Annotated in this window: 16 protein-coding genes; 12 read left to right on the top strand and 4 right to left on the bottom strand. The window is 49.6% G+C overall.

The window, feature by feature from the left end:
* Positions 1-195 precede the first annotated feature (195 nt).
* Positions 196-909 (top strand): cytochrome c biogenesis CcdA family protein, encoded by a 714-nt coding sequence (locus tag ACFVU8_RS10995; RefSeq protein ID WP_175373036.1) that lies wholly within the window; start codon positions 196-198, stop codon positions 907-909.
* An 81-nt stretch (positions 910-990) separates the two neighbouring features.
* Here the strand turns inward: ACFVU8_RS10995 and splB are convergent, their stop codons facing one another.
* Positions 991-2067: a spore photoproduct lyase gene (gene splB, locus ACFVU8_RS10990; RefSeq protein WP_379465671.1), complete on the bottom strand. Its 1077-nt coding sequence runs from the start codon at positions 2065-2067 to the stop codon at positions 991-993.
* Positions 2068-2260: 193 nt separating this feature from the next.
* Between splB and mntR the strand changes: the two genes are divergently transcribed.
* The 3 genes from mntR (at position 2261) to ACFVU8_RS10975 (ending at position 4752) form a co-directional block, all read left to right on the top strand.
* The gene (gene mntR / locus ACFVU8_RS10985; RefSeq protein ID WP_066363772.1) at positions 2261-2686 is read left to right on the top strand and encodes a transcriptional regulator MntR; all 426 of its coding nucleotides are present in this window, start codon (positions 2261-2263) and stop codon (positions 2684-2686) included.
* A gap of 140 nt (positions 2687-2826) precedes the next feature.
* Entirely contained in the window at positions 2827-4536 is a 1710-nt protein-coding gene (locus ACFVU8_RS10980) for a family 10 glycosylhydrolase (RefSeq protein ID WP_387427370.1), read from the top strand.
* Between the two features lie 84 nt (positions 4537-4620).
* Entirely contained in the window at positions 4621-4752 is a 132-nt protein-coding gene (locus tag ACFVU8_RS10975) for a hypothetical protein (RefSeq protein ID WP_387427368.1), read from the top strand.
* Here ACFVU8_RS10975 and ACFVU8_RS10970 read toward each other — a convergent pair.
* Positions 4749-5081 carry a hypothetical protein gene (locus ACFVU8_RS10970; protein ID WP_379465668.1) on the bottom strand — a complete coding sequence of 111 codons (333 nt, stop codon included), beginning with the start codon at positions 5079-5081 and terminating at the stop codon, positions 4749-4751. The genes ACFVU8_RS10975 and ACFVU8_RS10970 overlap by 4 nt on opposite strands.
* A gap of 7 nt (positions 5082-5088) precedes the next feature.
* Positions 5089-6027 carry a DUF1385 domain-containing protein gene (locus tag ACFVU8_RS10965; RefSeq protein WP_379465936.1) on the bottom strand — a complete coding sequence of 313 codons (939 nt, stop codon included), beginning with the start codon at positions 6025-6027 and terminating at the stop codon, positions 5089-5091.
* A gap of 216 nt (positions 6028-6243) precedes the next feature.
* On the opposite strand from ACFVU8_RS10965, the gene ACFVU8_RS10960 reads away from it, so the two are divergent.
* From ACFVU8_RS10960 to ACFVU8_RS10940, 5 genes are all read left to right on the top strand, one after another.
* Positions 6244-6735, top strand: coding sequence for a YqhR family membrane protein (locus tag ACFVU8_RS10960; protein WP_387427366.1), 492 nt, complete (start codon positions 6244-6246; stop codon positions 6733-6735).
* Between the two features lie 75 nt (positions 6736-6810).
* Positions 6811-7881: a M24 family metallopeptidase gene (locus ACFVU8_RS10955; RefSeq protein ID WP_175373042.1), complete on the top strand. Its 1071-nt coding sequence runs from the start codon at positions 6811-6813 to the stop codon at positions 7879-7881.
* A 93-nt stretch (positions 7882-7974) separates the two neighbouring features.
* Positions 7975-8532, top strand: a complete 558-nt coding sequence (gene efp, locus ACFVU8_RS10950; protein ID WP_175373043.1) for an elongation factor P — start codon at positions 7975-7977, stop codon at positions 8530-8532.
* A gap of 269 nt (positions 8533-8801) precedes the next feature.
* Positions 8802-10055, top strand: coding sequence for an aspartate kinase (locus ACFVU8_RS10945; RefSeq protein ID WP_379465666.1), 1254 nt, complete (start codon positions 8802-8804; stop codon positions 10053-10055).
* 220 nt (positions 10056-10275) lie between these two features.
* Positions 10276-10725: a hypothetical protein gene (locus ACFVU8_RS10940; RefSeq protein ID WP_175373045.1), complete on the top strand. Its 450-nt coding sequence runs from the start codon at positions 10276-10278 to the stop codon at positions 10723-10725.
* 113 nt (positions 10726-10838) lie between these two features.
* Here the strand turns inward: ACFVU8_RS10940 and ACFVU8_RS10935 are convergent, their stop codons facing one another.
* Positions 10839-11705 carry a YitT family protein gene (locus ACFVU8_RS10935; protein ID WP_175373046.1) on the bottom strand — a complete coding sequence of 289 codons (867 nt, stop codon included), beginning with the start codon at positions 11703-11705 and terminating at the stop codon, positions 10839-10841.
* A gap of 227 nt (positions 11706-11932) precedes the next feature.
* Here ACFVU8_RS10935 and ACFVU8_RS10930 point away from each other — a divergent pair, with 227 nt between their 5' ends.
* From ACFVU8_RS10930 to spoIIIAB, 3 genes are all read left to right on the top strand, one after another.
* The gene (locus tag ACFVU8_RS10930) at positions 11933-12196 is read left to right on the top strand and encodes a YqhV family protein (protein ID WP_376767049.1); all 264 of its coding nucleotides are present in this window, start codon (positions 11933-11935) and stop codon (positions 12194-12196) included.
* An 83-nt stretch (positions 12197-12279) separates the two neighbouring features.
* On the top strand, positions 12280-13281 hold the full coding sequence (gene spoIIIAA / locus ACFVU8_RS10925) for a stage III sporulation protein AA (RefSeq protein ID WP_387427364.1): 1002 nt from the start codon (positions 12280-12282) through the stop codon (positions 13279-13281).
* Positions 13274-13792: a stage III sporulation protein SpoIIIAB gene (spoIIIAB, locus tag ACFVU8_RS10920; protein WP_387427362.1), complete on the top strand. Its 519-nt coding sequence runs from the start codon at positions 13274-13276 to the stop codon at positions 13790-13792. The genes spoIIIAA and spoIIIAB overlap by 8 nt, the downstream gene beginning before the upstream one ends.
* Positions 13793-13798 lie beyond the last annotated feature (6 nt).

The raw sequence follows: 13798 nt of genomic DNA, 5'->3' as shown, positions 1-13798 counted from the left end.
AACGTAACAAAGAACGTGTAAGCGGACGTTGAACGTGTGAATGCAACATTGAACGTCCTAACGTAACAATGAATGTGTGAAAGCAACAAAAAAGGTGTGAGCTGAGCATTTTAACATATACAACGGGAAATCATAAGTCGCGATACTGAAGAAGGTTTTGGGAAGAGACATTAATCGGGAAGGAGCACTGCTGCTTTGTCCAACATTAATGCAGGAATAGCTTTTGCTGCGGGTCTGGCCTCATTTATCTCTCCATGCTGCCTGCCTCTTTATCCTTCGTATTTGTCTTACATAACCGGATTATCTGTTCAGCAATTGAAGAGCGGCGGCAACACCAAAGAGGTCCGTTTCCGGACCTTGAGTCATACTTTGGCTTTTATCCTTGGGTTTTCTGCGGTTTTTTACACATTGGGTTTTGGTGCGGGGTTGTTCGGACAGTTCTTTAACGGCCAGCGGGATCTGATTCGCCAGTTATCGGCAATCCTTATTATTGTTATGGGGCTGTTTTTGCTCGGTATTTTTCAGCCACAATTTCTGATGCGTGAACGAAAGCTGAATCTCAAATGGAAGCCGGCAGGCTATGCCGGATCTTTTATCTTCGGCATTGGCTTTTCTGCCGGCTGGTCACCGTGTATTGGCCCGATTCTAACAGCCATCATTGCGCTATCGGCCAGTGATCCTGGCACGTGGTTTACGCTTATTACTGCATATAGTATCGGGTTCGCTTTACCTTTTTTTGCGCTGGCTTTCTTCCTAGGCGGAGCCAGACGCATCCTGAAGTACTCCAATGTGCTAATGAAGATCGGCGGCGTTCTGATGGTGCTTATGGGCCTGTTGCTCTTTACGGATCAGATGTTCCGCATCACGATTTGGTTGCAGAATATTACACCTGAATGGCTGAAGTTTTAGGCTGAGCTACTCTGGAATTAATATGGGACAATGGCTGTGATTCTTCCTATTTAGAAGATGCTGCTAACGCAGCTTGTCTCATCAGGTGAAATAATCAATCTTACCTTCTGGAAAATGCTCGAAAATCCGCTCTGTGATGAATTCCCGCAGGGCGGTTTGTTGTTCATCGGGGTAGACGTATTTGTTCTGGCCCCACCGTCCCCATTTCTTTTTCCGTTTCTCAATGTCCATCTCCAGCTTCGACTTCGGATAGCGCTTCTCAATGACCGTCTTGGCCGTCTTGGTAAAGCGATGTTGAATCATTTCAAAGGTCAAGCCTTTACCCGCTTCGGGAGGTAGCGCTTCTGCGAGCTTGGACAGCAGCTCTGCGTAGCCCTCCTGCCAGCCGTCATGCCAGATAATAGGGGCAATGATGAAGCCCAGAGGGTAGCCGGCCCTAGCGATCTTACCGGCAGCCTCTATACGTTCCTCGAACCGGGCGGTGGCCGGCTCGAAATTTTTGATGACATAATCGGCGTTGACACTGAAGCGGATACGCGTATGGCCGTTATGCTGAAGCTTTAGCAGGGAGTCCACATGCTGATACTTAGTCACAAAACGCAGCCGGCCCAGCGGCTCTTTTGCCATGAAATTAATTAGTTCCTCCAGGGAACCTGTAATATGCTCCAGACCCAGCGGATCAGAGGTACAGGCGGCTTCGAACGTTGTGATCTCTGGTGAGCGCTCTTCGATGTATTTTTTAGCAGCATCCATCACATCATCTGTATTGACGTATACCCGAATGTAAGGCTTGGCCCCAAGGGTAGTTTGAAGATAGCAATAATGGCAGTGCCCCATACAGCCGGTCGCGATGGGAATAGCATAATCGGCAGAAGGCTTGGACTGGTCGAAGGTCAGTGTTTTGCGCAAGCCGACGACAAGTGTTCTTTTGGCGATTTTATATTGCTCGGATTCCGTTTCGCCTGGAAGATTGGTGATACGATTATGCGATGTTGTCATACGGTAAGGGATGTTATTGCTCTTGACCCATTCCATAATCCGCTCCCCTTTGGGGTAATTCAGGGCATTCGGCTCGAAAAAAACAAGCTCGGGCATGAAGGGGGCTGTTGGTCTTTTTTGCCGCCTGACTGCAGGGCGTTTCGGTGTCACGGTTGACATGAATACACGCTCCTTCATATAGGGGATGTCCTTAGTGTGCGGGTTTAGCGGTCATTGAAACCGTGGTAATCCTGTGCAATTTGGTCCGCAAAATGTGGCGGGACTTGCCAAGGAGCGGGAGAAACATGTATCATTGTTAGAGCAAGGTTTGGCCTTATGCGCCACGCTCATTATAGAAAAGAGGTAAAGTTGAATGCCAACACCCAGCATGGAGGATTATTTGGAGCGCATATACAAGCTCATCGATGAGAAGGGATATGCGCGGGTCTCGGATATCGCCGAGGGATTGGAAGTCCACCCTTCATCTGTGACCAAGATGATCCAAAAACTGGATAAGGACGAATATCTCATCTATGAGAAATATCGTGGGCTTGTCCTGACCAATAAAGGAAAAAAAGTGGGAAAACGACTGGTTGACCGCCACCAGCTTCTGGAGCAATTTCTTGAACTGATTGGTGTGCAGCAGGAGAATATCTATAAGGATGTTGAAGGCATCGAGCATCACTTGAGCTGGGACTCCATCACGCGTATTGAGACACTGGTGGAATATTTCCGGCGGGATCAGGAACGGGTGCAGACGCTTTATAATATTCATGATGAACTGGTTAGCGATTCTTAGAAAAAGGGACCCGGATGTTTCTTTTCTACGAATTTACCGCAACCTTTCCCAGTTTTTTACGTCAAAACGGATACCGTCCTTTTTAGGATGACTCCGTTTTTTTGTTTTTTTACCACACTTTTTGAATTTGGGGAGGAATTATGAAATACCGTAAATGGATGCTAGGACTACTGGTAATCATCTTGAGTCTGCCGCTGTTTTCTGTAGGGGTACGTGCGGCGGGGGTTCAGATTACGATTGAACTGGACGGGCAGGCGCTGGTTAGTGATGTGCCACCTTATATTACACCGAAGAATGTGACTATGGTGCCCATCAGCGTTATCAGTAAAGGACTGAGCGCAGGTGTTGAATGGAACCAGAGCAGCAAGACCGCTACGATCACGCAAGGGGACACGGTAATCAAGCTGACCAGCGGCCAGAAGAACGCTCTGGTGAATGGAACGGCAGTAACTCTTGACACCACCGTAGAGGTGAAGCAGGGCCGGGTAATGGTACCGCTGCGTTTTGTCAGTGAACAGCTCGGGTTGCAGGTGATATGGGATCAAGCAACGAAGCATATCTCCTTGTATACAGGGGCAGAACCGCCGCAATCGGCAGGTCCGCAGCAGCCGACACCATCGACTGCACCTACCTCTACACCAGCACCTACGGCGACGCCAGCACCAACAGTAACACCAACAACGACGCCAACACCAACGTCGACGCCAGCGGTACCGACAGTGCCCCTTCCTGGGGCGGGAGTTAACAAAGCGATGAAAGGTGCATGGATTTCCTCTGTCTTCAATCTGGATTGGCCATCGGTGTCTTCCGCCGGGAAAATCGATAAGCAGAAGCAGGAATTCGATAATCTGCTGGACAAGCTGAAGGCAGTGGGCTTCAATGCGGTTTTTGTGCAGGTTAGACCGTCTGCAGACAGCTTATATCCGTCGTCCCTGGTGCCATGGTCGAAGGTGTTGACCGGAACGCAGGGCAAGGATCCGGGCTACGACCCGCTCGCATATATGGTCAGCGCAGCTCACGCACGCGGTATGCAATTTCATGCTTGGTTCAACCCGTTCCGGGCTACCACGGATGCGTCTACTACAGGCCTCGCCAGCAATCATGTCGCTAAAGCCCATCCTGAATGGATTGTGAATGCCGGAGGCAAGCTGTACATAAATCCAGGGGTACCTGAGGCGCGTCAGCATATTATTGACACGGTAATGGAGGTCGTCAATGGCTATAACATTGATGGCGTTCATCTGGATGATTATTTCTATCCGTCGAATACTACCTTTGCTGATGATGGAACCTTCAAGACCTATAACGCCAAGGGAATCGTATCTAAGGATGACTGGCGCCGGGACAACATCAATGAGTTCGTTCGTCAGCTTGGATCACAGATTCACAGCGCTAAGCCAGCAGTATCGTATGGCATCAGTCCATTCGGCGTCTGGCGCAACATCAAGATGGATAGCACAGGCTCAGACACCACAGCAGGCGTAACCGCCTATGACAGCATGTATGCCGATGTGCGGACATGGGTCAAGCAGGGCTGGATCGACTATGTCGCTCCACAGATTTACTGGAGCCTGTCCTTCAATGCTGCACGGTATGACAAGCTGGTCGATTGGTGGGTGAATGAAGTAGCGAACACTAAGGTGAAGCTCTACATCGGCCTGGCAGCCTATAAAGTCGGGGCCAGCGACCAAAGCGCGGAATGGCAGAGCGGTCAGCAGATCATCAATCAATTGAAATATAACGAGAAGTATAATGAAGTGGCGGGAAGCATTATGTTCCGCGCCAATGATATTGTGGTCAGAGATCCATTTGGGCTTTCAAGCCTACTCACATTTTATTTTAAGCCCTGATCCTTTAGTTATCCCTTATAGGTCATGAATTTACCCCCGTGCACATAGATAAGCAGTAGGATCTATGGGAACGGGGGTATTTCTATGGTTATGGCCATAAATGCTGTATTTGAAGGCGGGGGAGGTATTTTTCAAGGGCTGGCGGCCCCGCTGAAGTGCAGACTTATTGAAAAAGGCATCCCACACGTTAAACGTGGAGATGCCTTTTTACATTAATGATATTTGGGGAGGTGATCATCGTTCTTGCCTTTGCTGCCTTCGATGACCTGGAATGGATAGCTTTTACGTTTACCGGGCGAGGCCTGGCTCTTGCGGGTGCCAGCTACCTTGGCCATCGTTTTCTGGGAAGGCTTTACCTTGATCTTCGATCCACGTGGACTTCCGCTAAAGGCACGTTTTTTGAAGAAATAATAGATCACAGCGATCAAGAGAACCGGGATAATCAGTTCAGATAAAGCCCCCCAATCACTATCGATGATCGAGTACACCAGTCCGAATGCTGCCAGCAGTATTGCACTCCAAAAAATCAAAGCATGCCTGTTCATAGGCCACTCATCCTTTCGCCGGATCCAATATGCCTGACACACTTGCTCCTGCATAACCCTTTGCTTCGATCTCTGCGTCCAACTCCCGCATGCGGTTGAAGGAAGCGATAGATACCTCTACCTGTTCGTCTTTAGGCTCTTTCGTTGTGAGCAATTGAAGCCACAGACCCGGATAGCCCAGGTACTTCAGTCCCGGTACGTCGCGTACCGCGTTTGTTCCCTTCAATACTTCAAAGGAGACTCCGATAACGACTGGCAGCAATATAATCCGCTGAATTACACGTTCCCACAGACTATCCCATGGAACTACAGAGTAGATAATTACGCCAAGCACAATGGTCAGCATCATGAAGCTGCTTCCGCAGCGGTAATGCAGGCGGCTGTACTTCTGCACGTTGCGCACGGTCAATTCCTCACCGGCTTCAAAAGCGCTGATGACCTTATGCTCCGCGCCGTGATACTGGAAGAGCCGCTTGATAACCGGTGTCTGGGAGATCGCCCATAGATAGACCAGCAGCAGAATCAGCTTAATGGCACCTTCTATGATGTTGTGCAAAACATAGTTGTCGAATACATTTTTAAATAAAAAACTTTCAAGAAATACCGGTACGAGGGTAAAAATTACCTTACCAAAAATAAAAGAAAGAATACCCATGACAGCGACGCCAAAGATCATTCCAAGACTCCAGCCCTCTTCCTTATCCTTCTTCTTGGGTTTGGCGTCTTCTTCTGGATCTACCTCATCCTCGGCATAAGATTCTGCGGAATAGTTCAGGTGTTTGGAGCCCTTGGCACTGGCATCTATAATACTGACAAGGCCGCGAAGCAGCGGAATCTTGCGGAGTTTGACGACCCAGCTTTTGTCGCTTTTCGGCACCTCCAAAAATGTGATTTCCTGATTCTTGCGCCGTACGGCTGTTACGTTGACATGCTTTCCGCCGAACATGACGCCTTCAATGACGGCTTGGCCGCCGTAGCTTGGAGTTTCCTGGGACAACCCATTCACCTTCCCGTTTGTAATATATTTGTATATCCCTCATTGTAACTAATTTTTACGGACATTACTAGTTGGATCGGCTTTTGCTGTACATACTATCCATTAGAGAGAGGATAAGGATGTTTAGGCCGTATTAAACCAATGAGGAAAGGGTGTACAGCCAAGATGAGCAAGTCGCAACAACAGAGAACAGTGCATACAAATCCGTTTGTGTTTGCTTTGGAGCTCGGCTTTTTTGCCGGATTGTTCTGGGGAGGTGCCCGCTGGATCATGTATACACTACACTTTACCAAAGTCATTCCCGCATTTTTGGCGGAGCCTTTCTTTAAGCATGAGTTTTTGCTGAAGCCAGCCGGTCATCTGATCGGTTACTTGTCCTTTATTCTCCTGTCGGTGATCGCTACCCTGATTTATGTATTCGTGTTCCGCTGGTTAAAGGGACCGTGGCCGGGGATGATTTATGGAGTACTCTGGTGGGCAGGCCTCTTCCTGGCGGGCTCCTGGCTCTTCCTGTTGCAGCGTCCGTTCCGGCTGCCATGGAATTCGGTGATCAGTGAATTTTGCGTTTTTTTACTCTGGGGACTGTTTATCGGGTATACCGTTGCGATGGAGTACACGGATGAGCGCAAGCGGGAACGGAAAAGCATACTTACTTAAACGCCTCAAAAAAACTTCTCAAGGGCATAACCCTATGTTAAAATACAATGTGGCTATTTTGAGAGGAGAATGAAAATGGGCAACAAGCGTGTCTCCAAGCTGCGCAAGGCTTTGCTGGATCAAGGTTTGGATGCGATCTTAATTACCAGCGACATCAACCGCCGCTATTTGAGCGGATTTACCGGGTCGTCAGGATATGTGCTCGTCACAGGTGACGAGGCTTACTTGCTGACAGACTTCAGGTATATGACACAGGCAGCGGATCAATCAAACGGATTAAAAGTGGTAGAGCACGCTTCCAAGTTTCTAGATACGGTACGTGAATTGCTGCCAGCAGGCAACAATGTGCGTATTGGCTTTGAACAGGATCAAGTGGCTTACAGCGCTTATACAGCTTATGCGGAAGCCTTAAAGCCGGCTGAGCTGGTTCCGGTATCCAAGGCTGTTGAGAACCTGCGTACCTACAAGGATGAAGAAGAGTTGGCTGTCATGAGACGGGCCGGCGCGCTAGCGGATGATACTTTCCGCCATATTCTGAATGTGATCAAACCGGGCATGACCGAACGTGATGTGGATCTGGAGATGGAATTCTACATGCGTACCCATGGAGCAACGTCTTCGTCCTTTGATACGATCGTCGCTTCCGGTGAACGTTCGTCGATGCCGCATGGTGTGGCGAGCAGTCGTGTGATTAAGGGTAACGAGTTCATAACTTTGGACTTCGGTGCTCTGCTTGATGGCTACTGCTCCGACCTGACGCGGACCATTGCGCTAGGATCGCCTGATCCGAAGCTGAAAGAGATTTATGATATTGTGCTGGAGGCTCAGCTACATACGCTGGCAAATATCAAACCGGGTATGACCGGACGTGAATGCGACGCACTGGCGCGTGATATCATTACGCGTTATGGATACGGCGAGCAGTTCGGACACAGCACCGGCCATGGCCTTGGCATGGAAGTGCATGAATGGCCACGCCTCTCCAAGCTCAGTGATGAGATTATGGAGCCAGGCATGGTAGTTACCGTAGAGCCGGGAATTTATCTGCCGGGTCTCGGCGGCGTGCGCATTGAAGATGATGTAGTGATTACGGAAAGCGGCATTTCGCTGCTGACGCACTCGTCCAAAGAGTACACCATTTTGTAAGTTGGCTTTAAGCCCATGAGTAGCTTTCGAACGGGAAGACTATATTTTCTCATTAGGGTTCCATTATAATTATTGATTTCAGGAGGGGTATTTGTGATTTCAGTTAACGATTTCAAAACAGGTTTGACCGTAGAGGTGGACGGAGATATCTTCACCGTTCTTGATTTCCAGCATGTTAAGCCAGGTAAAGGTGCGGCATTCGTACGCTCCAAGCTTAAAAACCTGCGTAACGGTAACACCGTTGAGCGTACTTTCCGTGCAGGCGAAACTATCGGCCGCGCGATCATCGAAAACCGTGGTGTACAGTACCTGTATGCCAGCGGTTCGGAGCACGCATTCATGGACAACGAAACTTACGATCAATTCGAACTGTCCAGCAAGCAGCTTGAATGGGAACTTAACTTCCTGAAAGAAAACATGACTGTGAACATTGTAAGCTACCAAGGCGAGATCCTTGGAATCAACCTGCCTACCAGCGTAGAGCTGAAGGTTGCTGAAACTGAGCCAGGCGTGAAAGGTAACACCGCTCAAGGTGCTACTAAATCTGCTAAGCTTGAGACTGGCCACACTGTACAAGTGCCTCTGTTCATCAACGAAGGCGATGTTCTTCTGATCGATACCCGCGAAGGTAAATACATCTCCCGCGCGTAGTCGTAAGGCAGGAGTGTTCCATATCAGACTTTATTGCGTACAAGCCCCCCGCATTAGCGGCGGGGCTTGTACGTGTTTGGGTTTCCCGAACAATCATTTTCCTGTTAAAATTGCCCTGTGAAGGGCCTGATTCCGGACAATCCAAGAATTGCCCGGATATTTTTTTGTGAAACCATTAACGCATAACACTAATTTCGTATTATACTGATTTAAAGCGGGAAACTGAAAGCAAGATACTACATAGACCGAAATAGGGAGTGAATGGGACTTTGTCACTTTATGTTATGAAATTCGGGGGCAGCTCCGTCGGCGACATTGAACGTATGAAGCGGGTCGCAGGACGTATTGCACAGAAGCAGGATGAGGGCCACCGCTGTGTTGTAGTTGTATCCGCCATGGGTGATACGACAGATGATTTAATTGATCAGGCGAAGGAATTGAACGCTCAGCCACCAGCGCGTGAAATGGATATGCTGATGACTACAGGGGAGCAGATCTCTGTCGCTCTGTTGTCTATTGCGCTGAATGGAATTGGCCGGGACGCTGTGTCCTATACAGGCTGGCAGGCTGGATTCCGTACGGATGAGACGCACGGACGCGCTCGCATTAACGAAATTTTGCCTGGCCGCGTGCTGGAGTCTCTGGAGAAGAACCAGATTGTCATCGTTGCCGGATTCCAGGGGATGACTGTGGACGGTGAGATCACCACGCTGGGTCGTGGTGGTTCAGACACAACGGCCGTTGCACTTGCAGCTGCGATCAAAGCAGATGTGTGTGAAATCTACACCGATGTCGACGGGATCTACTCAACTGACCCGCGGATCGTGAAGACTGCGCGCAAACTGAAGGAAATCTCTTACGACGAGATGCTGGAGCTCGCCAATCTGGGCGCTGCTGTTCTGCATCCGCGTGCCGTGGAGTATGCCAAACGTCATCAAGTCAAGCTGGTCGTCAGATCAAGCTTTAACCATAATGAAGGTACTGTTGTGAAGGAGGAAACAAGCATGGAGCAGGGAGTAGTGGTAAGCGGTATTGCCTACGATAAGAACGTGGCACGGATCAGCATTTTGGGAGTGCCTGATGTGCCGGGCGTACTCGCACAAGTCTTCGGCAAGCTGGCCGGAGAAGGCATCGATGTGGATATTATTGTACAGAGCGGCGTGCAAGGGGAGCAAGCTGATTTCTCCTTTACCGTCTCGCTGGATGATTTGGACCGTGCCAAGGGAGTAATCAAGGAGCTGCACAGCGCACTGCCTTACCGTGAAGTGACCTCCGAGGATAATCTTATTAAAGTATCCATTGTCGGCGCTGGCATGGTCAGCCATCCTGGAGTGGCGGCTCAAATGTTCGAGGTAATCTCCAATCAGGGCGTTAGCATCAAGATGGTAAGCACGTCCGAGATCAAGGTATCCTGTGTCATTGAATCCGGCAATCTGCAAAATATCATTCAGGCGCTTCACACCGCCTATAATTTAGATACCACTGAGCAAGCTTTTGTTGGCGGACCACAAGACCGCCGTTAAGTTATACGTGAGCACACAAACAGGGATGTCAGCAGCCATTACGGCTGTCGGCATCCCTGTTTTTTTGCGAAAAAGAAAACGCATTATCTCCGTTGCCCGAATGCTCTTTGGGAAACCTGGAAAGTGTGCATAAATCTACCGGATAAGCATGTGTTTTAAAGGGTAGTCCAAGATAATCAACTCTCTCAGTCATATGATACAAGCAGGAGGTGAAAAACTTATGACTATTCAATTTATTGATTTGAGGGTCTCCAATCAAGCTGCGTCTGATTCGACACCGGTCACTATTCCTCTAGCTGCCACGCCCTTTGTATTCGGTGATATTGGGATTCAGACCGCCGGAGTGTTGCCGGAGAATCATGGCAATGTTCGTGTGCTCTTGTCAGGTTTTGTGAAAACGGAAAATAATCCACAGTTCAATACCAACACTATTAATGTCCGCAGAAACGGCACAGTTATTTTTACAACGACTTTTGGGGTGGCGCTCAGCAGAGAAAATGAAATGATTGGATTTAATGCGGTTGATGTACCCCCGGCTGTGGATGTTGCAACAGGACAGATTCAGTATACCTGCGAAATTTTCACTAATGCTGCTGTTACAGACAACTTGAACAACGTTCAGGCGAGAAATTTCAGTGGAACAGCGGCCGCTGGCAATTTCACAGGTTAGAAGACTTCCCGAAGTCTATAACAAATAAGGCCTGCGCGATAGTGACTTGTGAAAAAAGTCTCTTCCTGCAGGCCATTTATATTCATTTTGAGAGAAAAGATAGGGTGCTATTACTAGCTGAGTCTTCTGAACCGGCCAAGAATCTCTACCGTCTCCAGTACATTGACGAAAGCTTTTGGATCGGTCTCCAGAATCGTCTTCCTAAGCTCTGACAGCTCATAACGGGTTGTGACCGTCATCAGCATGGTATTTCCCTCGTGGCTGTAGCCACCTTCCGCATTCACCACGGTAACCCCATGTGGCAGGAGTGTGAGCCGATTCAGCATCTTCTCCCGTTCCTTGGTGACGATGAAGCAGGTCAGTTTGACGTGGCGGATATGTATCATATCCACGACCCGGCTCTTGACGAAGATGCATAGCATGGCATACAGGGCCGAATCCCAGCTTTTGAAGAAGCCAAGACTCAGAATCACGATTCCGTCCATTACGAACAGGATCGACCCCATCGGAATATCGTGCTTACGGGTAATAATAGAGCCAAGAATATCAAAGCCCCCGGATGAACCGCCCACTCGCAGCGCAAAGCCAACACCGCAGGCAATAATCACCCCGCCAAAAATACTGGCCAGAATCGGATCTTTGGTCAATCTTACCACCGGAATAATCGTCATAAACCAGGTTGTAGCCACCACCGAGAGCATGCTTAGACAGATATACTTCTTCCCCACAGCGACAAAGCCCCACACTAGAATCGGTAAATTCATTGCAAAATAAATTATAGAGATATATTTCGGATTGGTTAGATATCCCACTACGGACGCTGCCCCGGCTATTCCTCCGCTTAATAGCTGGTGCGGAATCAGAAACAGACGCAGCCCGCTGGCGACCAAAAAGGCCGAAATAATAATAATTGCTACTTCTCGCGCCTGCTTCACAGCAGCAGCTCCACTTAGTCCTGCCCATAAATTCCGAACGTACATACGATATCCCCTCTTTTTTTCTTATGTAAAAAAATAAATTTATCATACTGATGATATTTTCTTATCAAAATGATCACTATGATTTGTTTCACAGTCTTCCCCTTAATCTTCCCTTTCTTTCCTGTCTAATCCGGGCCCGTCCCGCATATCCATGAATAATGGCTGGAAGTAGAGAATTCAAAGGGAGCAAGAGTGTTTTTAATATTGTCAGAAGGAGATGAGCGGATTTGGACAAGTATGTAAGCTGGATGGCTGTGTTGAGAATGCTGTCCGGCAGTGCCGAGATTATAGCTGCGCTGCTTATGCTGAGGCTTAATCAGGTGGATAAGGCGTTGGCTGTCAATTCTACACTGGCTTTAGTTGGACCCACTATATTGATTCTGACCACGGCTATTGGACTTACCGGTATGGCACAGGAACTGTCTTGGGGCAAGCTGGGCTGGATTGGCTGCGGTGTTGCCTTTCTCTTAATTGGAATTCTAAAAAAATGATAGATGATAGTCATATTTGACCGGTACAAGCATAAATATGAACTAAAGCAGAAGAAGTAGAGGACAACTTGGGGGTAGCTTGTATGGCAAATGACTGGCTTCACTTATTCCCTGAAAAAGTAAGAATGCTGCTAAAAAGCCTTCCTTTGCAACTTTTATCAGCGGTAGAGGAAATCCGGGTCCGCGAAGGCCGGCCGCTCGAAATCAACTATTCCGGGAAGTACCACTTTCTAAGCGCTGATGGTAGGCTCACACAAAAGCCGGAGGAAGCTTATCGGCCGGATCGTGAGGATAGCCACCGGCTGTTGGATCTGATCAGCAACCACTCCTTGTATACGATGGAAGAAGAGCTGCGGAAGGGGTTCATTACGATTCCTGGAGGCCATCGGATTGGACTGGCCGGACGAACTGTATTGAGCGGGGGCGGTGTGGAACATCTGCGCGACATCACCGGATTCAATGTACGTATTGCACGTGAAGTGCCGGGTGTGGCTGACAGTGTGCTTCCTTATCTGCTGGACAAAGGTCGGCTGCGGGTGCTGCATACGCTGATCCTTTCGCCGCCCCAGCATGGCAAGACCACACTGCTGCGCGATCTCGCCAGACAGATCTCCGGGGGCAGCCAGAACAGGCAAGGCGGGAGCCGGCAAGGTCTCAAGGTGGGTATCGTCGATGAACGATCCGAGATTGCTGGAAGCAGACGCGGGATCCCCGCCTTCGATGTAGGCCCACGCACTGACATTTTGGATGGCTGCCCCAAAGCGGAAGGAATGATGATGATGATTCGTTCGCTCTCCCCAGACGTCATTATTGCCGACGAGATCGGTCGTCCCGAGGATGCCGATGCGGTAACTGAAGCACTGCATGCAGGCATTACAGTCGTGGCTTCCGCTCACGGTAAGGAAGTGGCCGAGCTGGCCCGCAGACCGGGGCTGGGCAGTCTGCTCGAACACAGGATGTTCGAGCGCTATGTGATTCTCCACCGCAGTGAGGCGGGATTATCCTTCCGCGTTCTGGACAGTCAGAAGCGCGCGCTGCTTCCCGGCTCACCGGGAGAGCGGACAGGCGGTGAACGCCATGCTTAAACTGTTCGGCGCCGTGCTGGTCGTGCTAGCCGGTACATTGGCCGGGTTCCAGCGGGCCAGGCAATATGCCGATCGTCCCCGGAACATCCGTAGCCTGATCGCCGCCCTGCAGCGGCTGGAGACCGAGATCATGTACGGCTTTACGCCGCTGCCGGAAGCGCTGCGGCGGATTGGACAGCAGTGCAAGGAGCCGCTGAGAGCCTTGTTTGTCCAAGCTGCGGAGGAAATGTCTCCGCCGCATGATCGCAGCGCCGAGGAGGCCTTCGGCCGGGCTATGGAGGCTCACTGGAAGGCCGCAGCGCTGAAGGGTGCGGAGAAAGAAATTATAAGGCAGCTAAGCTGTACGCTTGGCTCCAGCGACAGGTCGAACCAGAGCAACCATATCGCGCTGGCTTTGCAGCAATTAAAGCAGGAAGAGACGGCGGCCAGAGAAGATCAGGGCAAATACGAAACTATGAGCAAAAGCCTGGGTCTGCTGCTTGGAGCATTGATCGTCATTTTGATCTTTTAGCGAGGT

The sequence above is a fragment of the Paenibacillus sp. NPDC058177 genome, from assembly GCF_042883835.1.
Taxonomy (GTDB): Bacteria; Bacillota; Bacilli; order Paenibacillales; family Paenibacillaceae; genus Paenibacillus_AQ; species Paenibacillus_AQ agri.
Note: the sequence above shows the minus strand (reverse complement) of the source record. Positions and strands in the feature narration are given on the sequence as shown.

Excerpts from the sequence above, each read along its gene's own strand:
- ACFVU8_RS10940 (WP_175373045.1), top strand. The coding sequence starts at position 10,276 with ATGACTATTCAATTTATTGATTTGAGGGTCTCCAATCAAGCTGCGTCT.
- splB (WP_379465671.1), bottom strand. The coding sequence starts at position 2,067 with ATGTCAACCGTGACACCGAAACGCCCTGCAGTCAGGCGGCAAAAAAGA.
- spoIIIAA (WP_387427364.1), top strand. The coding sequence starts at position 12,280 with ATGGCAAATGACTGGCTTCACTTATTCCCTGAAAAAGTAAGAATGCTG.
- ACFVU8_RS10965 (WP_379465936.1), bottom strand. The coding sequence starts at position 6,027 with ATGTTCGGCGGAAAGCATGTCAACGTAACAGCCGTACGGCGCAAGAAT.
- ACFVU8_RS10980 (WP_387427370.1), top strand. The coding sequence starts at position 2,827 with ATGAAATACCGTAAATGGATGCTAGGACTACTGGTAATCATCTTGAGT.
- ACFVU8_RS10960 (WP_387427366.1), top strand. The coding sequence starts at position 6,244 with ATGAGCAAGTCGCAACAACAGAGAACAGTGCATACAAATCCGTTTGTG.
- ACFVU8_RS10970 (WP_379465668.1), bottom strand. The coding sequence starts at position 5,081 with ATGAACAGGCATGCTTTGATTTTTTGGAGTGCAATACTGCTGGCAGCA.
- ACFVU8_RS10935 (WP_175373046.1), bottom strand. The coding sequence starts at position 11,705 with ATGTACGTTCGGAATTTATGGGCAGGACTAAGTGGAGCTGCTGCTGTG.
- ACFVU8_RS10955 (WP_175373042.1), top strand. The coding sequence starts at position 6,811 with ATGGGCAACAAGCGTGTCTCCAAGCTGCGCAAGGCTTTGCTGGATCAA.
- spoIIIAB (WP_387427362.1), top strand. The coding sequence starts at position 13,274 with ATGCTTAAACTGTTCGGCGCCGTGCTGGTCGTGCTAGCCGGTACATTG.
- mntR (WP_066363772.1), top strand. The coding sequence starts at position 2,261 with ATGCCAACACCCAGCATGGAGGATTATTTGGAGCGCATATACAAGCTC.
- ACFVU8_RS10975 (WP_387427368.1), top strand. The coding sequence starts at position 4,621 with ATGGTTATGGCCATAAATGCTGTATTTGAAGGCGGGGGAGGTATTTTT.